Annotated in this window: 20 protein-coding genes; 13 read left to right on the top strand and 7 right to left on the bottom strand. The window is 68.5% G+C overall.

Features of this window, described 5'->3' with window-relative positions:
- Positions 1–324: 324 nt before the first annotated feature.
- Positions 325–2778: a glycogen/starch/alpha-glucan phosphorylase gene (locus AC3AP7_RS26055; RefSeq protein WP_487363183.1), complete on the top strand. Its 2454-nt coding sequence runs from the start codon at positions 325–327 to the stop codon at positions 2776–2778.
- Positions 2779–2794: 16 nt separating this feature from the next.
- Here the strand turns inward: AC3AP7_RS26055 and AC3AP7_RS26050 are convergent, their stop codons facing one another.
- The 3 genes from AC3AP7_RS26050 to AC3AP7_RS26040 all read right to left on the bottom strand — a co-directional run bounded on the left by AC3AP7_RS26050 (position 2795) and on the right by AC3AP7_RS26040 (position 5513).
- Complete coding sequence (locus AC3AP7_RS26050; RefSeq protein WP_487363182.1) at positions 2795–3187, bottom strand: DUF6232 family protein; 393 nt, start codon at positions 3185–3187, stop codon at positions 2795–2797.
- Positions 3188–3321: 134 nt separating this feature from the next.
- On the bottom strand, positions 3322–4437 hold the full coding sequence (locus AC3AP7_RS26045; RefSeq protein WP_487363181.1) for a succinylglutamate desuccinylase/aspartoacylase family protein: 1116 nt from the start codon (positions 4435–4437) through the stop codon (positions 3322–3324).
- Positions 4438–4730: 293 nt separating this feature from the next.
- Positions 4731–5513: an ABC transporter substrate-binding protein gene (locus AC3AP7_RS26040; RefSeq protein ID WP_487363180.1), complete on the bottom strand. Its 783-nt coding sequence runs from the start codon at positions 5511–5513 to the stop codon at positions 4731–4733.
- A gap of 534 nt (positions 5514–6047) precedes the next feature.
- Between AC3AP7_RS26040 and AC3AP7_RS26035 the strand changes: the two genes are divergently transcribed.
- On the top strand, positions 6048–7250 hold the full coding sequence (locus AC3AP7_RS26035) for a M20 aminoacylase family protein (protein WP_487363179.1): 1203 nt from the start codon (positions 6048–6050) through the stop codon (positions 7248–7250).
- A gap of 76 nt (positions 7251–7326) precedes the next feature.
- Here the strand turns inward: AC3AP7_RS26035 and AC3AP7_RS26030 are convergent, their stop codons facing one another.
- The gene (locus tag AC3AP7_RS26030) at positions 7327–8151 is read right to left on the bottom strand and encodes an IclR family transcriptional regulator (protein ID WP_487363178.1); all 825 of its coding nucleotides are present in this window, start codon (positions 8149–8151) and stop codon (positions 7327–7329) included.
- 296 nt (positions 8152–8447) lie between these two features.
- Here AC3AP7_RS26030 and AC3AP7_RS26025 point away from each other — a divergent pair, with 296 nt between their 5' ends.
- The 4 genes from AC3AP7_RS26025 (at position 8448) to denD (ending at position 12002) form a co-directional block, all read left to right on the top strand.
- A complete protein-coding gene (locus AC3AP7_RS26025) occupies positions 8448–9179 on the top strand; it encodes a FadR/GntR family transcriptional regulator (RefSeq protein WP_487365022.1) in 732 nt (243 codons plus the stop codon).
- On the top strand, positions 9169–10065 hold the full coding sequence (ltnD, locus tag AC3AP7_RS26020; protein WP_487363177.1) for an L-threonate dehydrogenase: 897 nt from the start codon (positions 9169–9171) through the stop codon (positions 10063–10065). The genes AC3AP7_RS26025 and ltnD overlap by 11 nt, the downstream gene beginning before the upstream one ends.
- A gap of 55 nt (positions 10066–10120) precedes the next feature.
- Positions 10121–10906 carry a 2-oxo-tetronate isomerase gene (gene otnI / locus AC3AP7_RS26015; RefSeq protein ID WP_487363176.1) on the top strand — a complete coding sequence of 262 codons (786 nt, stop codon included), beginning with the start codon at positions 10121–10123 and terminating at the stop codon, positions 10904–10906.
- Between the two features lie 112 nt (positions 10907–11018).
- Positions 11019–12002 carry a D-erythronate dehydrogenase gene (gene denD, locus AC3AP7_RS26010; protein ID WP_487363175.1) on the top strand — a complete coding sequence of 328 codons (984 nt, stop codon included), beginning with the start codon at positions 11019–11021 and terminating at the stop codon, positions 12000–12002.
- A gap of 36 nt (positions 12003–12038) precedes the next feature.
- Here the strand turns inward: denD and AC3AP7_RS26005 are convergent, their stop codons facing one another.
- Both AC3AP7_RS26005 and AC3AP7_RS26000 read right to left on the bottom strand, forming a co-directional pair.
- Complete coding sequence (locus tag AC3AP7_RS26005) at positions 12039–12881, bottom strand: ankyrin repeat domain-containing protein (RefSeq protein ID WP_487363174.1); 843 nt, start codon at positions 12879–12881, stop codon at positions 12039–12041.
- Positions 12882–12939: 58 nt separating this feature from the next.
- Positions 12940–13887, bottom strand: coding sequence for a hypothetical protein (locus AC3AP7_RS26000; protein WP_487363173.1), 948 nt, complete (start codon positions 13885–13887; stop codon positions 12940–12942).
- 83 nt (positions 13888–13970) lie between these two features.
- Between AC3AP7_RS26000 and AC3AP7_RS25995 the strand changes: the two genes are divergently transcribed.
- The 7 genes from AC3AP7_RS25995 (at position 13971) to AC3AP7_RS25965 (ending at position 21062) form a co-directional block, all read left to right on the top strand.
- A complete protein-coding gene (locus AC3AP7_RS25995) occupies positions 13971–14777 on the top strand; it encodes an IS5 family transposase (protein ID WP_487363172.1) in 807 nt (268 codons plus the stop codon).
- A 234-nt stretch (positions 14778–15011) separates the two neighbouring features.
- Complete coding sequence (gene pcaF, locus AC3AP7_RS25990) at positions 15012–16214, top strand: 3-oxoadipyl-CoA thiolase (protein ID WP_487363171.1); 1203 nt, start codon at positions 15012–15014, stop codon at positions 16212–16214.
- A gap of 171 nt (positions 16215–16385) precedes the next feature.
- Positions 16386–17420 (top strand): M14 family zinc carboxypeptidase, encoded by a 1035-nt coding sequence (locus AC3AP7_RS25985; RefSeq protein WP_487363170.1) that lies wholly within the window; start codon positions 16386–16388, stop codon positions 17418–17420.
- Entirely contained in the window at positions 17417–18190 is a 774-nt protein-coding gene (locus AC3AP7_RS25980) for an alpha/beta fold hydrolase (RefSeq protein ID WP_487363169.1), read from the top strand. Before AC3AP7_RS25985 ends, AC3AP7_RS25980 begins: the two co-directional genes overlap by 4 nt.
- 121 nt (positions 18191–18311) lie before the next feature.
- A complete protein-coding gene (locus AC3AP7_RS25975) occupies positions 18312–18857 on the top strand; it encodes a DUF3455 domain-containing protein (RefSeq protein WP_487363168.1) in 546 nt (181 codons plus the stop codon).
- Positions 18858–19000: 143 nt separating this feature from the next.
- Entirely contained in the window at positions 19001–20065 is a 1065-nt protein-coding gene (selD, locus tag AC3AP7_RS25970) for a selenide, water dikinase SelD (protein WP_487363167.1), read from the top strand.
- A 73-nt stretch (positions 20066–20138) separates the two neighbouring features.
- Positions 20139–21062, top strand: coding sequence for a cation diffusion facilitator family transporter (locus AC3AP7_RS25965; protein ID WP_487363166.1), 924 nt, complete (start codon positions 20139–20141; stop codon positions 21060–21062).
- 42 nt (positions 21063–21104) lie between these two features.
- Here AC3AP7_RS25965 and AC3AP7_RS25960 read toward each other — a convergent pair whose 3' ends face one another.
- Positions 21105–22085, bottom strand: coding sequence for an aldo/keto reductase (locus AC3AP7_RS25960; RefSeq protein ID WP_487363165.1), 981 nt, complete (start codon positions 22083–22085; stop codon positions 21105–21107).
- Between the last annotated feature and the right edge of the window lie 191 nt (positions 22086–22276).

Raw genomic sequence — 22276 nt, 5'->3', positions numbered from 1 at the left:
CCGTGTCTGTCACCGCGCTATGTCACCCTGTCCATCCATCGTAGTGCAGGCATGGGTGCAAGGGGGCGTGCGGCGTGTCCGGGTGCACCATGCGTGTGCGTGTGCGTGTGCGCGCGCGCGCGCGCAGCCCGCAAGCCAATTGCAAAGCGGCGACACGGGTTTGCAAGCGTCTGTCGCGCGCCGGAGGCCGTCGCAATGGGCACGCGCGGGTGACGCGTGCGATGAAATGTCCTACGCTGCTACTTTGTCCGCCTGACCGGCTCGTGTGCGTTGTCCGTCCGTTGGCAGGGCGCGCGTGCCGCGTCGCTTTTACCGGAGGCTTCGATGACCGCGGTGGATCTGGAGATTGACCAGCTCAACAGTACCGTCGACGCGCTACGGCGCTCCATTTCGAACCGTCTGATGTACGGCGTCGGCAAGGACGCCGTGACTGCGCAGCCGCGCGACTGGCTGCACGCGGCCGCGCTCGCGGTGCGCGACCGGCTGGTCGCGCGCTGGATGAAGACCACCCGCCTGCAATACGAGCAGGACGTGAAGCGCGTGTACTACCTGTCGATGGAGTTTCTGATCGGCCGCACCTTCACGAACGCACTGCTCGCGCTGGGCATATACGAGCCGATGCGCGAAGCGCTCGCGAGCCTCGGCGTCGACATGAGCGCGCTTGCCGAACTGGAGCCCGACGCCGCGCTCGGCAACGGCGGCCTCGGCCGGCTGGCTGCGTGCTTCCTCGATTCGATGGCGACGCTCGGCATCCCGGGCTTTGGCTACGGAATCCGCTACGAATACGGTATGTTCCGCCAGGAGATCGTCGACGGCGAGCAGGTCGAGGCGCCCGATTACTGGCTGCGGGCCGGCAATCCGTGGGAGTTTCCGCGTCCCGAGATCCAGTACCTGGTGCACTTCGGCGGGCGCACCGTGCAGCGCGGCGAGCACGTCGAGTGGATCGACACCGAGCACGTGAATGCGACCGCCTACGACACGGTGATCCCCGGCTATGCGACGAGCGCGACCAATACGCTGCGGCTGTGGTCCGCGCGCGCGACCGAGGAGCTCGACCTGTCCGCGTTCAACCGCGGCGACTACCGCAGCGCGGTGGCCGCGAAGAACATGTCGGAGAACGTGTCGCGGCTGCTGTACCCGGACGACTCGACGCCCGCAGGCCGCGAATTGCGGCTGCGCCAGGAGTATTTCTTCGTGTCCGCGACGATGCAGGACCTGATTCGCCGCTACCAGCGCACGCACAGCACGTTCGTGCGCTTCCCGGAGAAGGTCGCGGTGCATCTGAACGACACGCACCCGGTGCTCGCGATCCCCGAGCTGATGCGCCTGCTCGTCGACATTCATCACGTGCCGTGGGATACCGCGTGGAAGCAGGTTCAGCAGATCTTCTCGTACACGAACCACACGCTGATGCCCGAAGCACTGGAGACGTGGGAAGTGGAGATGCTCGCGCGCCTGTTGCCGCGTCACCTCGAAATCATCTTCGAGATCAACGCGGAGTTCCTGAAACAGGTGAGCATGCACTCGGGCCACGACATCGACATGATCCGGCGCATCTCGCTCGTCGACGAGTACGGGCAGCGACGCGTGCGCATGGCGTATCTCGCGATCGTCGCGAGCCACAAGGTCAACGGGGTATCGAAGTTGCATTCGCAACTGATGACGCGCGACATCTTCGCCGATTTCGCGCGGCTCGATCCGCAGCGCTTCACCAACGTGACCAACGGCATCACGCCGCGCCGCTGGCTCGCGCAGGCGAGCCCGCCGCTGTCGGCGCTGATCGACGCGCGCCTCGGCACGCACTGGCGCCGCGACCTGTTCGAGCTCGCGCAACTGCGCGAACTGCGCGAGGACGACGCGTTCATCGACGCGTTTCGCGAGGCGAAGCGGCGCAACAAGGCGCGTCTCGCACAACGGCTCGCGCAGCATACGCACATTGCGTTCGACCCGGACGCGCTGTTCGATCTGCAGGTCAAGCGCATTCACGAATACAAGCGGCAATTGCTGAACGTGCTGCATGTGATCGTGCGCTACAACCAGATCCGCGCGCATCCGGAACGCGACTGGGTGCCGCGGGTCGTGATGTTCGCGGGCAAGGCCGCGTCCGCATACCGGATGGCGAAGACGCTCATCCACCTCATCAATGACGTCGGCGAGAAGGTCAATCGCGATCCGCTCGTCGGCGACCGCCTGAAGGTCGTGTTCGTGCCGAACTACGGCGTGAGCGTGGCGGAGCTGATCATTCCGGCGGCGGACCTGTCCGAGCAGATCTCGATGGCGGGCACCGAGGCGTCGGGTACCGGCAACATGAAGCTCGCGCTGAACGGCGCGTTGACGATCGGGACGATGGACGGCGCGAACATCGAGATCTGCGATGCGGTCGGACGCGAGCACATCTTCATCTTCGGCCATACCGCCGACGAGGTCGACGATCTGCGCGCGCGCGGCTACCGGCCGCGCCAGCTCTACGAGGACAACCCCGATCTGCACCTGGCGCTCGACCAGATCCGCAGCGGCTTTTTTTCGCCCGACGACCCGCGCCGCTTCGCGGATATCTTCCACACGCTGGTCGACTGGGGCGATCACTACATGGTGCTGGCCGATTTTGCCGCGTTCGCGGCCGCGCAGCGCGACGTGGATACGCGCTTTCGCACGCCGCGCCAATGGGCGCAGAGCGCGATCGAGAACGTCGCCGGCATGGGCCAGTTCTCGTCGGACCGCACGATCGCCGAGTACGCGCGCGACATCTGGCGCGTGAAGCCGGTCGATCTGTCGTGATGCGCCGTGCGCCGCCTCAGTGCGGCGCAGCAGGCGGCGCAGCGGGCATCATCTGGCGAACCGCCTGGGCGACGCGCTCGACGAACGGGCGGTCCACGCTCGACAGTGCTTCGCGTTCGCCGCCGGCGGTCGTCACGATGAGCCGATGCAGGATGTCCTGGGTCGACCAGCTCAGGTAGCCGACCACCACCAGCATCGCGCCGCACACGAGCGCGACGGGCCACCAGTAGAGTGCGCCCACGATCGCGGTGACGAGCCCGGCTGCCGCAATGGCAAGCGGCACGACGCGGTTCTTCGGCACGGTCTGCACGCGCACGGCCTGGATGTCGCGCAACGGGAATACCTGGCCGGCGGCCGATAGCGCGTTGCGCGTGACCGACACGCCGCGGTCGTTGAAAGGGGTTTCCATCGGGTGAAGGGCTGACAGTCTCGAAGCGCGCAGCGTACCAGATGCGCGGGCATCGCAGAAAGAGGCCGGGTGACGCAGCCGCGCCTGCCCCGCCGCGAAGCGGGGCAGGCGCGGCGCGCGCGGCTGTGCGTTCGTCAGTTCGACAGCAGCGAGCCGCTGCGGAACGGCGTGGCGCCGGCAATCCGCGCGAATTCGAGGCCGGCGGTTGCAAAGCGCGTCAGGTGACGGGCGTACAGCACGCCGGCGACGCTGCTCTTCAACGTGACGACCTGATCGGTGAGCGGATCGACGATGTCGGCGATCGGATGGCCGGCATCGACCCACGTGCCCGGTTCGGTGCGGTACACGAGCACGCCGCTCATCGGCGCGACGATCGGCTCGGCGCCGGCCAGCGGCGTCGCCGGGAAGGCGAGCGGCGGCAGCGGCGCTGCCGTGCCGTCGATCACGCCGCGATGCGTCAGGTACTCGACGATCGCCTGCGCGTCGTGCTCGGCGAATTCATACGTGACGTCGCGCTGGCTGCGCAGCTCGATCGTCACCGAGATCGCGCCGTTCGGAATCGGGAAACGCTCGCCGTAGCGGTTGCGCAGGTCCGACCAGCAGAAGCTGTGGATTTCGTCGAACGGATTGCCGACCGAATTCAGCGCGAGCAGCGACGCTTTCGCGTCCAGATAGCGGGCGAGCGGCTCGACGTCCTGCCACAGGTCCGGATTCGTGTACAGATGCAGCGCGGCTTCCCAGTCGCAATGCAGGTCGAGCACCACGTCGGCGTCGTAGGACATGCGCTGCAGCGCGAGGCGTTGCGAGTCGAGTTCGGTGGCCGGCTGCTGCGCGTCGAGCGCTTCGCGCATCGCCGCGCGGATGACGCGGCGGTTTTCGTCGGCATCGGCCGTGAGGCGCGACTCGATCACCGGCTGCACGAGCGCGGCGAGGTCGTGGAAGTTGCGGTTGAAATTCTGCGCGGTGTGCGTCTCGAAGCGGCCCATCAGATGGCCGAGCAGATGCTGGTTCAGCCCGATCGGATTGGCGACCGGCACGACGACGATTTCGCCCCGGATCCTGCCGGCGGCTTCCAGCGCGGCCAGCTTGCGCCGCAGCGCCCACGATACGAGCATGCCGGGCAACTCGTCGGCATGCAGCGACGACTGGATGTAGATCTTTTGCCCGCCGCCCGCGCCGTAGTGGAAACTCGTCAGGCTGCGGGCGGTGCCGAGGGTCGGGGAGATGAGCGGATGAGAGTGTGTTCGCATGATGTCCGGGCGCGGACCACGCCGGCGCGGTCCGCGCTATGTCTTTGATTGCAGTGGGAAAGCCGGGATCCGGCGAGACCGGCGGCGCGACGCGGCGCCAGCCTGTCGTTCGATCTTAGCCGATCTGCGCCGCGCTGGGCAGCGTGCGGGCCCGCCCGGTATCGTTGCGGGCGCAACCAACCGCGCGCGCAGCGGCGCCGCAAATGCAACGGGCCCCGCCGGTCGGCGGGGCCCGTTGCGCAAGACCGCGGCACGCGGCGCGTGCCGCGTGCTGTCTGTCGTGCGGGCGGCTTTTAGCTGCCGTACACGTCGAACGTGAAGTACTTCTTCTCGATCTTCTTGTAGGTGCCGTCCTTGATCATCGACGAGATCGCGCCGTCGATCTTCTCCTTCAGGTCGGTGTCTTCCTTGCGCAGACCGATGCCGGCGCCATTGCCGAGAATCTTCGGATCGACGAGGTTCGGACCCGCGAACGCATAGCCCGTGCCGCGCGGCGTATTGAGGAAGCCGAGATCGGCTTCGACCGCGTCCTGCAGCGACGCGTCGAGGCGGCCCGACAGCAGGTCCGTGTAGACCTGGTCCTGGTTCTGGTACGACACGACCTTCACGCCCTTCGGCTCCCAGTAGGTCTTGGCGTACGTTTCCTGGATCGTGCCCTGTTCGACGCCGACTGTCTTGCCCTTCAGCGATTCGGCCGTCGGCAGCAGGCCCGAGCCCTTCTTCGCGACGAGGCGCGTCGGCGTGTTGAACAGCTTGTCGGAGAACGCGATCTGCTCTTCGCGCTGCGGCGTCATCGACATCGACGACAGCACGCCGTCGAATTTCTTCGCCTTCAGCGCGGGGATCATCCCGTCGAAGTCGTTTTCAACCCACACGCATTTCGCGTGCAGGCGGCGGCAGATCTCGTTGCCGAGGTCGATATCGAAGCCCACGAGCTGGCCGTTCGCACCCTTCGATTCGAACGGGGGATAGCTGGCGTCGACGCCGAAGCGGATTGTCGACCAGTCTTTCGCATGTGCGCCAATCGAGACGGTGGCAAGCAGGGCGACCGTCAAAGCCGCTAGCAGTTTTTTCACTGTTGTACTCCTCGGAGTGGTTCATGTGTTACGCCCGCATGCGGTTGTGCCGCGGCGGGAGAGGCCCGGCGCGACTTACGACCGGGCGGCATTGTGCGCGAGCCCGGCGGGCTCGCAGCGCGGGCAAAGCTTATCAGGTCAAAAAATTTGCGTACTTGGTGAAACACCGGATAGTGCTGCAAATTGCGCCTGACTCGCGTGGCTGCCGTTGCCGCATGCGGGCTGCATCGTACCTGCTGGGCGATCGGGCTGTCCACCGTGCGGGCGGGGGCGGCCTGCGCGGCATGGCGGGCGCGCGGCCTGAAGGGGGCGCGAGGGCGGCGTGAGCGGGTCCATGAGCGGTCCTTGCGCGATCGTTGCGCGATCGTTGCGCGATCGTTGCGCGATCCTGCGCGGTGCGCGGCATGGGCTGCGCACCGCGCGCTACAATGCGCGTCTGCAACCCGGCGCGGCAACGCCGCGCCGCGCCCGACCCGCCAGGCCGACGCGCCCGCACCGCGTCCCCGGCCTCGCGCGCCCCTTCCGGAGTGACCGATGACCGATGCCCCGCACGCTGTTTCCCCGTTGACCCGCATTGCCGACCTGGAGCCGGCCGCGCCGATGCTGCGCGAGATTCGCCATCACATCCATCACCATCCCGAGCTCGCATACGAGGAAGTCGCGACCGCGGCGCTCGTGGCGAGCAAGCTGGAGGAATGGGGATGGCAGGTGACGCGCGGCGTCGGACGCACCGGCGTGGTCGGCACGCTGACGGCCGGCAGCGGCACGCGCCGCATCGGCATTCGCGCGGACATGGACGCGCTGCCGATCGTCGAGCAGACCGGGCTGCCGTATGCGAGCGGCACGCCCGGCAAGATGCACGCGTGCGGCCACGACGGTCACACGACGATCCTGCTCGGCGCTGCCAGGCACCTCGCAAGCACACGGCGTTTTTCGGGCACCGTGCATCTGTACTTTCAGCCGGCCGAGGAAAGCGGCGTCGACAGCGGCGCGCAAAAAATGATCGAAGACGGGTTGTTCGAGCGCTTCCCGTGCGATGCGGTGTTCGGCCTGCACAATCATCCGGGCGCGGAGCCGGGGGTGCTGCTGTTTCGCAAGGGCCCGTTCATGTCGGCGGGCGACAAGGCGATCATCGCGATCGAGGGCGTCGGCGGCCACGCGGCGCGCCCGCATCTGGCGGTCGACCCGGTGGTGGTGGCGGCCAGCATCGTGATGGCGCTGCAGACGATCGTCGCGCGCAACGTCGATCCGTCGCAGCCGGCGGTCGTCACCGTCGGCTCGATGCATGCGGGGACCGCGAACAATGTGATCGCGAGCACCGCGCGGCTCGAACTGAGCGTGCGCTCGTTCAGCCCCGAGGTGCGCGCGCTGCTGAAGAAACGTATTGTCGAGCTGGCGGAGCAGCAGGCCGCGAGCTACGGCGCGAAGGCGAGCGTGGAGTACATCGAAGGGTATCCGGTCGTCGTGAACAGCGACGCCGAGACGGAGTTCGCGGTGCAGGTCGCGCGCGAACTGGTCGGCGACGAGCGCGTCGTCGCGCAGACCGATATCCTGATGGGCAGCGAGGACTTCGCGTTCATGCTCCAGAAGCGCCCCGGCACGTTCCTGCGGATCGGCAACGGCGTCGGCGAAGACGGTTGCATGGTCCACAATCCGCACTACGACTTCAACGACCGCAATCTCGCGGTGGGGGCCGCATTCTGGGCGCGCCTCGTCGAGCGCTATCTGCCGGCCTGATCCGGCGCGCGCGGCGACCCGCGCGCCGGCACGGCGCTGCAATGTCGTGACCGCGCGACCGCGCGGCGCCGCCCGCCTAGCCGCGCCGCGCGACCAGTTCCGACACGTTGCGCGCGGCGTTCTGCAGCGGATCGAGGAACGTCTTGACCATCTGCTTCGCGGACGAGCGCTGCGCGTTGCCGCTGATGTTCATCGCGGCGATCACGCGCCCCTGGCGGTTGCGGATCGGCGCGGACAGCGAAATCAGGCCCACCTCCAGTTCCTGGTCGACGAGCGCCCAGCCCTGCAGGCGCACCTGTGCGATCAGCTTCTTCAGTTCTTCGCGATCGACGACCGTGCGCGGCGTGTGCGCATAGAGCGGCGACGCATTCAGCGTCGCGTCGAGCGTGCGCTCGTCGAGCGCGGCGAGCAGCACGCGGCCCATCGACGTGCAATACGCCGGCAGCCGGCTGCCGATCGACAGGTTGATCGTCATGATCTTGTGGGTCGGCACGCGCAGCACGTAGACGATCTCGCTGCGATCGAGCACGGCGGCCGAGCAGCTTTCGTGCACCTGCGCGGACAGTTCCTCCATGACCGGCTCGGCGAGGTTCCAGAACGGCATCGACGTGAGATAGGCGAAGCCGAGATCGAGAATTTTCGGCGTCAGGCGAAACAGGCGTCCTTCGGACTCGACGTAGCCGAGTGTCTGCAGCGTGAGCAGGATGCGGCGCGCGCCGGCGCGCGTGAGACCGGTGGCGGCGGCGACGTCGGTGAGCGTCTGCTCGGGCCGTTGCGCGTCGAACGCCCGGATCACCGCGAGGCCGCGCGCAAACGACTGCACGTACGAGTCGCCCGGCTTGTCCGGCGCGGCAGCGTCGGAGGACGCGGCGTCGGTGGGCGCGACAGGGGCTTTGTTCATGAATCGGTGTGGATTCGTGGTGGTGACGGTGGGAATGAACGGTCGTGACCGGCCGCGCCTGCGGGTTCGCCGCGTTACGCGGAAAGCCGAGAAGATAGCCGATTGACGCGGATTTCGCCAATCGCGCCGGCCATGCGCGCGGGTTTGACGGCCGGCGCGGCGCCCGCGCGGCGCGTCGGCCGCTCATGCAGCGGGGGGCAGCGGGCGGGCAGCGCGCACGCATCAGGGTTTGCCGCGATACGCCGCGTGCATGCAGATTTGTATGATAACCCGATCACATGATCAATCGGGCCGCCATGTTCGAGAAGATTCCGGCACGCGCGCTAAGCGATGCGGTCGCGCAGCAACTGCTCGGGCAGATCGACAAGGGCGTGTTCGCGCGCGGCGGCAAACTGCCGACCGAGGCGGTGCTCGCGCAGCAGTTCGGCGTGAGCCGCACGGTGATCCGCGAGGCCGTGTCGCGGCTGAAGAACGAAGGGGTCGTGCAGCCGCGCCAGGGCAGCGGCGTATTCGTCGCGGCGCAGGGGGCGGTGCGGCCGCTGCGCATCGACTACGCCGAGGCGATCGAAGGCGACGCGGTGCTGCAGATTCTGGCGCTGCGCCGCGCGATCGAAGCCGAGGTCGCATCGGAAGCCGCGCAGCGGCGCAGCGCAGCCGATCTGGCCGCGCTCGATGCCGCGCTTGCCGCGCTGGATCGTGCGGTCGCCGAGGGGCGCGACGGCGTGGCGGAGGACGTCGCGTTTCACCGGACGATCGCCGAAGCGACCGGCAATCCGTATTTCCTGAAGACCCTCGCGTTCCTGAACCAGTACCTCGAAGCGGGGACGCTCGTCACGCGCCGCAACGAGGCGCGCCGCGCGGATTTCTCGCGCGAAGTGCGCGACGAGCACGCGGCGATCGTCGCGGCGATCCGGGCGGGCGACGCGTCCGCCGCCCGCCACGCAGCCGCCACCCATCTGCACAACGCGGCGCGCCGTCTGACCCAGGCGGGCGCGCGCACTCTGTCGGGAGATGAACATGGCGGCTAACGTGGGTGTGATCGGCCTCGGTGCAATGGGGCTCGGCGTGGCGCGCACGCTGCTGCGCGCGGGCTTTCGCGTGCATGCATGCGATCTGCGCAGCGCGGTGCTGCAGGACTTCGCCGCGCAGGGCGGCATCGCCTGTGCGAGCCCCGCCGAACTCGGCGCGCAGTGCGACATCGTGATCACGCTGGTCGTCAATGCCGCGCAGACCGAGGACGTGCTGTTCGGCCCGCAGGGCGCGGCCGCGCGGATGCGGGCCGGCGGTGTCGTGATCGCGAGCGCGACGGTGCCGCCCGAGTTCGCGGCGGCGCTCGGCGCGCGCCTCGCCGCCGCGTCGCTGCTGATGCTCGATGCGCCGGTATCGGGCGGCGCGGCCCGCGCGGCATCCGGCGAGATGACGATGATGACCTCCGGGCCGGCCGCTGCCTACGCGGCCTGCGAACCGGTGCTGGCGGCGATTGCCGGCAAGGTGTACCGGCTCGGCGACGCACACGGCGTGGGCTCGAAAGTGAAGATCATCAACCAGCTGCTCGCCGGCGTGCATATCGCGGCGGCCGCCGAGGCGATGGCGCTCGGATGGCGCGAAGGCGTCGACGCCGACGCGCTGTACGACGTGATCACGCACAGCGCGGGCAACTCGTGGATGTTCGAAAACCGGGTGCCGCACATGCTGAAGGGCGACTACACGCCGCTCTCGGCGGTCGACATCTTCGTGAAGGACCTCGGGCTCGTGCTCGATACCGCGCGCCGCTCGAAATTTCCGTTGCCGCTGTCGGCGGCGGCGCACCAGATGTTCATGATGGCCTCGGCCGCCGGACACGGCGGCGAGGACGACGCGGCGGTGATCCGGATTTTTCCGGGCATCACGCTGCCGCAAGCGAAACCGTCGTGACGGCGCCGGCGCCTTCACGCGCTGATTGACCCGGACGTTCACCAGGAGTGGCTCCATGCCCCGTTTCGCCGCGAATCTGACGATGATGTACACCGAACACGCGTTCCTTGACCGCTACGCCGCCGCCGCGCGCGACGGGTTCGCCGCGGTGGAGTTCCTGTTTCCATACGACTTTCCGGCCGCGGACCTGCGTCAGCGGCTCGATGACCACGGCCTTGTCCAGGCGCTGTTCAATGCCCCTCCTGGCGACTGGGCGGCCGGCGAACGCGGGCTTGCGTCGTTGCCGGGCCGCGAGGACGCATATCGTCGCGGCATCGATACCGCGCTCGACTACGCGCGCCGGCTCGGCAACCGCAAGCTGCACGTGATGGCGGGCCTGCTCGCCGACGAGGCATCGCGCGCACGGCAGCGCGAGTGCTATCTGCGCAATCTCGCGTATGCGGCCGAAGCGGCGCGCGCAGATGGCATCACGATCCTGATCGAGCCGATCAATACGCGCGACATGCCCGGCTATCTGCTGAACCGGCAGGACGATGCGCATGCGATCTGCGCCGAGGTGGGCGCGCCGAACCTGCAGGTGCAGTTCGATTGCTATCACTGCCAGATCGTCGAGGGCGATCTCGCGACGAAGCTCAAACGCGACATCGCGGGCATCGGCCACATCCAGGTGGCGGGGGTGCCGGAGCGCCACGAGCCGGACCTCGGCGAGCTGAACTATCCGTACCTGTTCGAACTGATCGATGCGCTCGGCTACGACGGCTGGATCGGCTGCGAATACCGGCCGCGCGGGGACACCTCGGCGGGACTCGGCTGGCTGCGCGCGCTACGGCGCACCGCATGACGCCGAACCGCGCACGGGCGCGCCGCCGGGCGCCTCGTGGCATGCTTTGCGGGTCGCTTTGTTGCACGCTTTGTTGTACGCACACCCTTTTGCGACACGCGGAGAAATGCCGATGAAGGTACTGATCACAGGGGGCGCCGGATTTCTCGGCGGGCATCTGGCGCGCGCGCTGCTCGCGCGCGGCACGCTGCGCGGACGGGACGGCGCGCCGCAACCGCTCGATGAACTCGTGCTGGCGGACGTCGCGCGCGCCGGGGGCTTCGACGGCGATGCGCGCGTCCGCGTCGAAGTCGCGGACATCGCCGCGCCGCAGGCACTCGACGCGCTGATCGACCCGGATACCGACGCGATCTTCCATCTGGCCGCGATCGTCAGCGGCCAGGCGGAGGCCGATTTCGACCTCGGGATGCGGATCAACCTCGACGCATCGCGGCTGCTGCTCGAAACCTGCCGGCGTCGCGGCCATCGGCCGCGCGTGGTGTTCACGAGTTCGGTGGCCGTCTATGGCGGCGCGCTGCCTGAGCAGGTGCGCGACGATACCGCGCTCAATCCTCAGTCGTCCTATGGTATGCAGAAGGCGATGGCGGAACTGCTGCTGAACGACTACACGCGGCGCGGTTTCGTGGATGGCCGCGTGTTGCGGCTGCCCACGATCAGCGTGCGGCCGGGCAAGCCGAACGCGGCGGCGTCGTCATTCGCGAGCGGCATCATCCGCGAGCCGCTGAACGGCGAGACCGCGATCTGTCCGGTGGCGGGCAGCACGCGTTTGTGGCTGCTGTCGCCGCGCAAGGCGGTGGCCTGCCTGATTGCGGGGCTCGAACTCGATGCCGACGCGCTCGGCGTGCAGCGCGCGGTGAACCTGCCGGGGCTATCGGTGAGCGTCGACGAGATGATCGCCGCGCTGCGCGAAGTGGCCGGCGACGCGGTTGCGGCGCGCATCGCGTGGCGGCCCGACGCGCGTATTGCGCAGATTGTCGGCAGCTGGCCCGGCGCGTGGGACACGACGCGCGCGGAGCAGTTAGGGCTGCCGGTGGAGCGCAGCTTTGCTGAGGTGATCCGCGCTTACATCGAGGATGAGCGCGTGCAGGCAGGATAGTGTCTGGGGCCGCTGCTGCGTGTGCCGTGTTGTTCGCTAGCGCGGGGCCGGCGGGGTTGCCCGGACATGCTTGCGGTCGTCCACATCGCCATTGGCTTCGCCCCACTGCGCGCGGATCTGCTCGGGCGTTTCTGGCGGCCATTTGACTCCCAGACGGATGATGCGGTCGCGGATTTCGACGAGTTTTTTGTAGGTGATCGAATCGGGGGCCGAGGCATTCCGGTTGAGATCGTCGGACAATGCGAGCGCGAACGACACGCCGTTGACGTTCCAGGTGTTGGGGTTGGCGCCGTGGTCGAGCAGATAGTCGATCTGGTCGAGCGAATCGCCCATCAGCGCCTCGTAAAGCGGGGTATTGCGCAGCGAATCCCGCTGGTTGACATCTGCGCCGCGCGCGACGAGCAGTTTGAGTGAGGCGAATGTGGGTTCCTGGACCACGTAGAAGATGATGGGCGCATCTCCGTCGATCATCGTGTTCGGATCGAGGCCGGCATCGAGCAGCGCGTGCAGGAACTCGGGATGCGGGCTGTTGAGCACGACGCCCAACACGCTGCCATAACCCGGTACCTGCTGTCGCGGGTCGGCGCCGGCTTTGACCAGCACGGTGATCATGGCCAGTTGTTTCGGATCACGCTGGAGGGCTTTCTGTATGGCAAAGAACAGCAATGTCATGTGCTTGCGCCCAGGCGTGTTGAGATCGGTGGCGGGGGCAAGTTGCTGAACCTTCTGGATGTCGCCCTCTTCGATGGCCTGGGCAAGCACGAGTTGCTGGCCAGAGAAGAAATCGGTAGCGGGGAATTTTTTCATGGCGTTTTTCACAAAAGGCATTAGCGATAGCAAGAGGGTGACCAGGCTGAGTGCAGCAATTCCACGCTTCACGGTGTCAACTCCTGCAGGATCGCCATGTCCGCTTCCTTCTGTTTTTCGATGCCAGCGATCACTTGACAGAGGCGTCCGGCGTATAAAGTTGCGCGCGAAAGTTTGTGCCCTCGATGTTGAAGAGTCGCGGCGCGAGGCCATACTGCTTAAGCACCCCCGCATCCCCGCTCACATTCCGCCACCCCTGCGGCACCGCCCGCGTCGGGTGATAGATATGATCGGCGAGCCGCGCTTTTTCCACCGCCACGTTATTGATCGCGAGCCGCTGCGCGGCCGCGTTCGCCCGCGCCGACGGCGCCGCGCGTCCGGCTGCCACCCGTTGCTTGCGCTCGGCCCAGCGCTGCGCCTTGGTCGGCGCCGCGGGGGCCGGCGCCGCAGCGGCGCGGGACGAAGCCGCCGTGCGCGCGGGCTTCGCCGGGGCCCGGTGCGGTTCGGGCGTGGCCGTCGCACCGTGGGACACCCGGACGGTCGCCCGTCCGAGCAGCACGTCGACCACCGTCTCCGTGCCGATCTCCCGCGCCGCATCGATCAGATGGTCGCCCGCGAAGTCCAGATCGAGCGACTCGCGCGCATCCACGACCGCCTGCCCAAACCCGACGATGCGTTTCATCGCAAAGCGGGCCTGCGCGCGCTCCACCGGCGACGCCTGCGGGTCGGCCCGCACGATGCCGGTCACCTCCATCACGTCAGCCGTCCCGTACGGATCGAGCCAGCCGGGCAGCCGCGCGGCCACCGATTCCACGCCGCGCGTCGCGCGCAGCTCGCCGAGGCGTGCCCCATGCAGGTCCGGCATCCGCCACGAGACGTCCCAGAGCGCCTGCGCCAGCTTGCCGGTATGCGGCCGCCGGGCAAACCCGACGCGTTCCTTCAGTTCGAAGCGGTGGCTGCGCAGCGTCGCGCAATGCGAGGCAAGTGCGCGCTCCAGCCGGCACGTTTCCTCTTCGTAGCGGCTCACCAGCCGGTCGAATCCGAACGTGTGCGTAAGGGGATGCCGTTCGTCTGCCATCCTGCTTCTCCTCGTTTCCTGACACGGAGAACGCAACCTAGAGCGTGTTAGGTACTTTCGGTCAAACCTGGTAACCTGGCGGAATGCCAGAACGCAAGCCATATCCCACGGACGTTTCGGACGAGGAATGGAGCTTCGCCGCTCCCTACCTGGTCTTGATGAACGAAGGCGCGCCGCAGCGCCGATACGAACTGCGCGAAATGTTCAACGCGCTGCGCTGGATGGCGCGCGCCGGTGCGTCGTGGCGCATGCTGCCGACTAATTTTCCGCCGTGGGAGATGGTCTACCAGCAAACGCAACGCTGGCTTAACGCGGGTTGCTTCGAGGCGATGGTCAACGATTTGCGCTCGGTGCTGCGCGTGGCACAGGAGCGGCAGGGCCAGCCCAGTGCGGTTATCCTGGATGGCCGCACGTTGCAGTCCACGTGTGAGAGCGGTCCGCGCGCGGGCTATGACGGTCACAAACGCAAGCGGGGCAGCAAGGTTCATATGGCCGTCGACACCCTGGGCCTGCTGCTCGCGGTACACATTACGCCGGCCAACGAGCAGGAGCGTGCGCAGGTGGGCGAGCTGGCGCGCCAGGTTCAGCACGTCACCGGCCAGACAGTGAAACTCGCCTTTGCAGACCAGGGCTATACGGGTGACACGGCGGCACAGGCCGCTCGTGACGAAGGTATGGAATTGCAGGTCATCAAGTTGCCCGAGGCGAAAAAGGGCTTCGTGCTGCTGCCGCGTCGCTGGGTGGTCGAGCGCAGCTTCGGATGGCTCAACCGCTTCCGGCGGCTGGCACGCGACTATGAGCGCTTGCCTGAAACCCTGGCGGGCCTGCACTTTGTCGTCTTTGCCATGCTCATGCTCGTCCATGCTGTGCCCATTATCCAAAGTGCCTAACACGCTCTAGCTTTCCCGGGGGAGGGTGCCTATCGGAGTAATCTGAAAATGCGCCAGGCCTGCCCGGCCTGCGCCAGCCGGTATCCCGCGAGGGACGTTGCCTCCCCGCAGCGGATGTCCTTGACACGGTTTCCGGCTCCCGCCTATCATCGTGGCCTGATGTTCGATTAGCGATCTATTGTTCACATAAAGAACAATTGGGGCGCCCGGCATCCCGTTCAACTGGAGACAACCATGACCGAAGCTTTCCTGTGCGACGCGATCCGCACGCCGATTGGCCGCTATGCCGGCGCGCTGTCGTCGGTCCGCGCCGACGATCTGGGCGCCGTGCCGCTGAAGGCGCTGAGGGAGCGTCATCCGGCGCTCGACTGGAGCGCGATCGACGACGTGATTTACGGCTGCGCGAACCAGGCGGGCGAGGACAACCGGAACGTCGCGCGCATGTCGCTGCTGCTCGCCGGACTGCCGAAGGACATCCCCGGTTCGACGGTCAACCGCCTGTGCGGCTCGGGCATGGACGCGGTGGGCATCGCCGCGCGCGCGATCAGGTCGGGCGAGGCCGCGCTGATGGTGGCCGGCGGCGTCGAGAGCATGAGCCGTGCGCCGTTCGTGATGGGCAAGGCCGCGAGCGCGTTCGCGCGCCAGGCCGAGATCCACGACACGACGATCGGCTGGCGCTTCGTCAACCCGCTGATGAAGCAGATGTACGGCGTCGATTCAATGCCGGAAACCGGCGAGAACGTCGCGACCGACTATCGCGTGAGCCGCGCCGACCAGGACGCGTTCGCGTTGCGCAGCCAGCAGAAAGCCGCCCGCGCGCAGCGCGACGGCACGCTCGCGCAGGAGATCGTGCCCGTGACGATCGCGCAGAAGAAGGGCGATCCGGTGGTCGTGTCGCACGACGAGCATCCCCGCGAGACGAGCCTCGAAGCGCTCGCGAAGCTGCGCGGCGTCGTGCGCGCGGACGGCACCGTGACCGCGGGCAACGCATCGGGCGTGAACGACGGCGCCGCCGCACTGCTGCTCGCAAGCGAAGCGAGCGCGCGGCGCTTCGGTCTCACGCCGCGCGCACGCGTGCTCGGTGTCGCGACCGCCGGCGTCGACCCGCGCGTGATGGGAATCGGCCCGGCGCCGGCCACGCAAAAGCTGCTTGCGCGGCTGAACATGACCCTCGACCAGTTCGACGTGATCGAGCTGAACGAGGCGTTCGCGTCGCAAGGTCTCGCGGTGCTGCGCGCGCTCGGCGTGGCCGACGACGATCCGCGCGTGAATCCGAACGGCGGCGCGATCGCGCTCGGGCATCCGCTCGGCATGAGCGGCGCGCGTCTCGTGACGACCGCGATGTACCAGCTGCAACGCACCCAGGGGCGCTATGCGCTGTGCACGATGTGCATCGGCGTCGGCCAGGGCATCGCGCTCGCGATCGAACGCGTCTGAGTCCGCGGGCGGCGCGGCCTGCTTCGTCCGCTGCCGCCCGCCAACGTGACAGCGCCGTGACGCCCGCGCGCTGCGGGTATTCCGTCATCCGCTTGTGCGAAGGGACGCGTTATATTGACGCGGGATCCTCGATGGATTCTTTCCGACCTTGCACAACGGACCGGCGCTGCGATGCAGGCACTGAGCTTTCTTCCCGACAGCTTTGCGGAGTACGAGGACCTCAAGGGGATCCTCGATGCGGGCAGCGCGCATTTCGAGGTCCGCACGCTCGCGGATGTCGACGTGCGCGGCCGGACCTTCCCGCTGCTGGCCGCGACGATCGGCTCGCGCGATCCGCGCGCGCCGGCCATCGGCTTCTTCGGCGGCATTCACGGGCTTGAACGGATCGGCACGCAACTCGTGCTCGACTACATGCGCGCGCTGTTGTCGCGGCTCGAATGGGACACGCTGCTGATGCAGCAGCTCGAAGCGATCCGGCTGGTCTTCGTGCCGATCTGCAATCCGGGCGGCATGTGGGCCGCGACCCGCGCGAATCCGAACGGCGTCGACCTGATGCGCAACGCGCCGCAGGATGCGGACGCGCGCGTGCCGTGGCTCGCGGGCGGTCAGCGGGTGGGGGCGTGGCTGCCCTGGTATCGCGGCCGGCGCGGCGCGCCGCTGGAGCGCGAGGCCGCCGCGCTCGTGGCGCTCGTCGAAACGGAGCTCGCCGCGCGTCCGCTCAGCTTCGCGCTCGACTGTCATTCCGGTTACGGGTGGGCCGACAGCATCTGGTTTCCCTACGCGCGCACGCATGCGCTGATGCCGCATCTGCCGGAGATGTACGCGCTCAAGCAGATGCTCGAACGGGCGCATCCGCATCACGGATATGCGTTCGAGCCGCAAAGCCATCAATACCTGCTGCATGGCGATCTGTGGGACTACCTGTACGATCGCGCGCCGGCGTCGAGCGTGTTCTTGCCGCTCACGCTCGAACTCGGCTCGTGGCTGTGGATCAAGAAGAATCCGCGCCAGCTTTTTTCCCGTCACGGGATGTTCAACCCGGTGAAGGCTCACCGCACCGCGCGCGTGCTGCGCCGTCACGCGAATCTGCTCGACTTCCTGACGCGCGCCGCGTTTGCCGCGCCGCGCTGGCTGCCGCAAGGCGAGCGGCGCGCGCAGATGCTGCGGCGCGCGAGCGAGCACTGGCGCCGCACGGCAACCCGATGAGCACGTGGATCCTGCTGCGCGGGCTCACGCGCGAAGCGCGTCACTGGGGCGATTTTCCGCTGCTGTTGCGCGATGCCGTGTCGGCGGGCCGGATTCTGCTGCCCGATCTGCCGGGCAACGGCACGCTCGTGCACGCGCGCGCACCGGGCGCGGTGCCGCAGATGGTCGACGCGCTGCGGCGCGCGCTCGCGGACGCGGGCGTGGACGGCCCGTACCGGGTGGTCGCGATGTCGCTCGGCGGGATGGTCGCCACCGCGTGGGCCGAACGCTATCCGCAGGACATCGAGCGGCTCGTGCTGATCAACACGAGCATGCGGCCCTTCAGCGGCGCGCTGCAGCGGCTGCGTCCGTCCGCATGGCGGGCGCTGCTGCGCGCCGCCGCGCACTGGCGCGACGCGCCCGCGGCCGAGGCCGCGATTCATGCGATCACCTGCAACCGTCACACGACGCGCGCGGCCGATCTGGATGCGTGGACGGCAATTCGCGCGAGCGCGCCGGTGAGCCGCGCCAACGCGCTGCGCCAGCTATGGGCGGCGGCGCGTTTTCGCGCCGGCCGCGCGGCGCCGCGATGCGCGACGCTGATCCTGTCGTCGGCGGGCGACCGTCTCGTGAACCCGTGCTGCTCGGCGTCGGTCGCGGCGGCCTGGCATGTGCCGCATCTGCGGCACCCGTGGGCGGGACACGATCTGCCGCATGACGATCCGCGCTGGGCCAGCGACATGATCGGCCTGTGGCTCGCCGAAGCCGCGGCGGCCGACGACGCGCCCTGATGCGCGCGTTTTCCCCGTCAGCGGAAGCCGGCCGCTAAAATCGCTGCGTCCGGGTACGTCCGCGCGGCGCGTGTCGCAGCCGCGCGGGTTGCGCGTACGGGTTCGACGAGGAGATCACTGCATGTTTTCAGGTATTTGCCGGCGCCGCACGTGGTTGACGAGCCTGGCGGGCGCACCGCTGCTGCTGGCCGGTTGCACGATCACGCCGGTTGCCGCGCAGGCCCAGGGCTCGCCGTCGGGCCCGCTCGCGCCGCCGGTGGCGACGCGGGTGCTGACGCGGCTGGAAGCCGCCGGCACGCAGCGCTATGTGTGCCGGGCCGCCGCGAACGGCCGGCCGTCGTGGGTCTATGTGGGGCCGAGCGCGCAGCTCTACGACGCGGCGGGGCAGCCGCTCGCGACGCTCGGCACCGGTCCCGCGTGGGAAGGCGCGGACGGCAGCCGGATCACCGGCCGGCTGCTGCACGCGATGCCCAATCCCGACGCGCCCGCCAGTCTCCCGCTCGAACTGCTGCAGGCGAGCAATGCGGGGCTCCCCGGCTGGCTCGAATCGGTGCGCTACGTGCAGCGGCTCGCCACGCACGGCGGGCTGCCGCCCGCGCGCGCGTGCTCGGCGGACGGGCAGCAGGGGCGCAGCCCGTTCATGGCGGAGTACGTGTTTCTGGAGTGAGACGGCCGCGACGCGCCGCCCGGGGGGGGGGGGCCGCGCCGCGCCGGCGCACGCGTTGTGCGCGGCCGTTGGACGCCGTGCGCCCGGATTGCCCATAATACGCACTGTTATACGCACTGTTGCGTGGCCACCCTGCCGATCTCATGACCGAACCTGTTCCTTCGAATTCCGCCGTGCCTCGCCTGACGAGCCTCTCGCATGGCGGCGGCTGCGGCTGCAAGATCGCCCCGGGCGTGCTGTCCGGTCTGCTTCGGCGCAGTGTGCCGCTGCCGGCGTTTCCGGACCTGCTGGTCGGCACCGAAACGGCCGACGACGCGGCTGTCTACCGGTTGAACGACGAGCAGGCGATCGTCGCGACGACCGACTTCTTCATGCCGATCGTCGACGACCCGTATGATTTCGGCCGCATCGCGGCCACCAATGCGCTGTCGGATGTGTACGCGATGGGCGGCAAGCCGATTCTCGCGCTGGCGCTCGTCGGCATGCCGATCAACGTGCTGCCGCACGACGTGATCGCAGCCGTGCTGCGCGGCGGCGAGGACGTGTGCGCGGCGGCGGGCATTCCGGTGGCGGGCGGGCATTCGATCGACTCGGTCGAGCCGATCTACGGGCTCGCGGCGCTCGGCGTCGTGCATCCGCAGCGCGTGAAGCGCAATGCGGCCGCGCGCGCGGGCGACCAGCTGGTGCTCGGCAAGCCGCTCGGCGTGGGCGTGCTGTCGGCCGCGCTGAAGAAGAACCGGCTCGACGCGGCCGGCTATGCGGCGATGATCGACTGCGCGACCCGCCTCAATCGTCCGGGCACCGCGCTCGCCGCGCTGCCGGGCGTGCACGCGCTCACCGACGTAACGGGCTTCGGCCTGCTCGGGCACACGCTGGAACTCGCACGCGGCGCGGGGCTCGATGCGCATCTGCGCTACGCGGATCTGCCGTGGCTCGACGGCGTCGAGGCGCTTGCCGCCGACGGTGCGATCACGGGCGCATCGGGGCGCAACTGGGCCTCGTATGGCGACAGCGTGGGCCTCGCCGCGACGCTGCCGCCGCTCGCGCAGGCGCTGCTGACCGATCCGCAGACCTCGGGCGGCCTGCTCGTGTCGTGCGCGCCGGATAGCGTCGACGAGGTGCTCGCGATATTCCGCGCGGACGGTTTCGCGCGCGCCGCGGTGATCGGCGAGATGCGCGCCGGTACCGGCCGGGTCGACGTCGCATGAGGGCGCGCGCCCGCGGCCTCGCCGCGCCCGGTCCGATGCAGGCCGCTTCGCGGCACCGGTTGCGCGCGCAACGATGAAAGAAGAGTCGCCGAAAGCCATCCTGTACGCGCTTGCCGCGAACTTCGGCATCGCGGTCTGCAAGTTCGCCGCGGCGATCTTCACGCAGTCCGGCTCGATGTTCGCCGAGGCGATCCATTCGAGCGCCGACTGCGGCAATCAGCTGCTGCTGCTGTTTGGCCGGCGCGAGGCGCGCCGGCCGCCGAGCCCGCTGCATCCGATGGGCGCGGGGCGCGAAATCAACTTCTATTCGCTGCTGGTCGCGTTGCTGCTGTTCTTTGTCGGCGGCGCGTTCTCGGTGTACGAGGGGGTGCATCGGCTCTTCGCGCGCGAGCCGCTGAACGATGCGTTCGTCGCGCTCGCGGTGCTGGGCGTGTCGGTCGTGCTGGAAACGCTGTCGCTGATGGGCGCGCTGCGCGAGATCCGCAAGACGCACCCGGACAAGTCGATGTGGCGGTGGTTTCGCGAAACGCGCGAGGCGGATCTGCTGGTGATCGCCGGCGAGGATATCGCCGCGCTCGCGGGACTGGCCATCGCGTTCGTCGCCGTGCTGCTGACGATGCTCACCGGCGAGCCGCGCTACGACGCGCTCGGCTCGATCGGCGTCGGCCTGCTGCTGATGCTGATCGCCGCGCTGGTCGCGCGCGAGGTGAAGTCGATGATCGTCGGCGAATCGGCGAGCCCCGAGGTGCGCCGCGCAATCGAAGCGCATCTGCGCGGGCGCGTCGAGATTCGCAGCGTCATCAACCTGATCACGCTGCAGTGGGGCCGCGACGTGGTGGTCGCCGTGCAGGCCGAGATGATCGCGTATCCGAGCGGCCGCGCGATGGTCGATGCGATCAACGTGATCGAAGCCGATCTGCAGGCCGCGTTTCCCCAGGTGCGCTGGGTGTTCTTCGAGCCGGACGTGCCGCGCGCGCAGCGCACGCCGCCCGCGTGACGCGGGCCGGCGCGCGGCCTGTGTTGCGGCCCGTGTTGCGGCCTATTTGAAGCCGGTCACCGCGTGCGGCACGTACAGCGCTTCGAGCTGCGCGACTTCGTCGGCCGACAGGGTCAGCGACAGCGCGGCGACTGCGTCATCGAGGTGGTGCGGCTTCGTGGCACCGACGATCGGCGCGGTGATTGCGCTCTTCTGCAGTACCCACGCGAGCGCGACCTGCGCGCGCGGCACGCCGCGCGCCGCGGCGATTTCGCCGACGCGCTCGACGATGCGCCGGTCCGCGTCCCCGGTGTGCACGTACAGCGAGCGGCCGAACGCGTCGGTCTCCGAGCGTGCGCTCGCGGTGTCCCAGTCGCGCGTGAGACGCCCGCGCGCGAGCGGGCTCCACGGAATCACGCCGATGCCTTCGCTTTCGCACAGCGGCAGCATCTCGCGTTCCTCCTCGCGGTACAGCAGGTTCACGTAGTTCTGCATCGACACGAAGCGGGCCCAGCCGTGCCGGTCCGCCACGTGCAGCGCCTTCGCGAACTGCCACGCGTACATCGACGACGCGCCGATATAGCGCGCCTTGCCGGCGCGCACGACGTCGTTGAGCGCTTCCATGGTTTCTTCGATCGGCGTCGTGTCGTCCCAGCGGTGAATCTGGTAGAGGTCCACGTAGTCGGTGCCGAGGCGCTTGAGGCTCGCGTCGATCTCGCGCAGGATCGCCTTGCGCGAGAGCCCCATCCCGTTTGCGCCCGGATGCATGCGGCCATGCACCTTGGTGGCGAGCACGATCTCATCGCGCTTCGCAAAGTCTTTCAGCGCGCGGCCGACGATCTCCTCGCTGGTGCCGTCCGAATAGACGTTGGCCGTATCGAAGAAGTTGATCCCGTGGTCGAGTGCCTGGCGGATGAACGGACGCGCGTCCGCTTCGTCGAGCGTCCACGGATGCGTGCCGCGCCCGGGCGCGCCGTAGCTCATGCAGCCGAGACACAGGCGCGAGACTTCGAGGCCGGTGCGTCCCAGTTTCACATAGTCCATTGTCCAGCTCCCGTTGAGGTTCGCATGCGCGGCGAAAGGGGGGGGCCGCATGCGGGTCACGGCGCGCTCATCGGGGTGGGACCGCGCCGTACGCCAGCCTCCAGCATAGGGGATATCGCCGCGGCCTTCAGCCGGCGTGCCACGCGCCTGTGGCGCGCCTCGCGCGCGCATCGGGCACAGGCGGCACAGGC

This window comes from Paraburkholderia sp. PAMB 6770 (assembly GCF_057748135.1).
The sequence above is the reverse complement of the archived record's forward strand: the minus strand, read 5'-3'. Positions and strand labels throughout refer to the sequence as shown.

Bases quoted from the DNA above. Each gene is read 5' to 3' on its own strand.
- AC3AP7_RS26055 (WP_487363183.1), top strand. From the start codon at position 325: ATGACCGCGGTGGATCTGGAGATTGACCAGCTCAACAGTACCGTCGAC.
- AC3AP7_RS26050 (WP_487363182.1), bottom strand. From the start codon at position 3,187: ATGGAAACCCCTTTCAACGACCGCGGCGTGTCGGTCACGCGCAACGCG.
- AC3AP7_RS26045 (WP_487363181.1), bottom strand. From the start codon at position 4,437: ATGCGAACACACTCTCATCCGCTCATCTCCCCGACCCTCGGCACCGCC.
- AC3AP7_RS26035 (WP_487363179.1), top strand. From the start codon at position 6,048: ATGACCGATGCCCCGCACGCTGTTTCCCCGTTGACCCGCATTGCCGAC.
- AC3AP7_RS26030 (WP_487363178.1), bottom strand. From the start codon at position 8,151: ATGAACAAAGCCCCTGTCGCGCCCACCGACGCCGCGTCCTCCGACGCT.
- AC3AP7_RS26025 (WP_487365022.1), top strand. From the start codon at position 8,448: ATGTTCGAGAAGATTCCGGCACGCGCGCTAAGCGATGCGGTCGCGCAG.
- ltnD (WP_487363177.1), top strand. From the start codon at position 9,169: ATGGCGGCTAACGTGGGTGTGATCGGCCTCGGTGCAATGGGGCTCGGC.
- otnI (WP_487363176.1), top strand. From the start codon at position 10,121: ATGCCCCGTTTCGCCGCGAATCTGACGATGATGTACACCGAACACGCG.
- denD (WP_487363175.1), top strand. From the start codon at position 11,019: ATGAAGGTACTGATCACAGGGGGCGCCGGATTTCTCGGCGGGCATCTG.
- AC3AP7_RS26000 (WP_487363173.1), bottom strand. From the start codon at position 13,887: ATGGCAGACGAACGGCATCCCCTTACGCACACGTTCGGATTCGACCGG.
- AC3AP7_RS25995 (WP_487363172.1), top strand. From the start codon at position 13,971: ATGCCAGAACGCAAGCCATATCCCACGGACGTTTCGGACGAGGAATGG.
- pcaF (WP_487363171.1), top strand. From the start codon at position 15,012: ATGACCGAAGCTTTCCTGTGCGACGCGATCCGCACGCCGATTGGCCGC.
- AC3AP7_RS25985 (WP_487363170.1), top strand. From the start codon at position 16,386: ATGCAGGCACTGAGCTTTCTTCCCGACAGCTTTGCGGAGTACGAGGAC.
- AC3AP7_RS25980 (WP_487363169.1), top strand. From the start codon at position 17,417: ATGAGCACGTGGATCCTGCTGCGCGGGCTCACGCGCGAAGCGCGTCAC.
- AC3AP7_RS25975 (WP_487363168.1), top strand. From the start codon at position 18,312: ATGTTTTCAGGTATTTGCCGGCGCCGCACGTGGTTGACGAGCCTGGCG.
- selD (WP_487363167.1), top strand. From the start codon at position 19,001: ATGACCGAACCTGTTCCTTCGAATTCCGCCGTGCCTCGCCTGACGAGC.
- AC3AP7_RS25965 (WP_487363166.1), top strand. From the start codon at position 20,139: ATGAAAGAAGAGTCGCCGAAAGCCATCCTGTACGCGCTTGCCGCGAAC.
- AC3AP7_RS25960 (WP_487363165.1), bottom strand. From the start codon at position 22,085: ATGGACTATGTGAAACTGGGACGCACCGGCCTCGAAGTCTCGCGCCTG.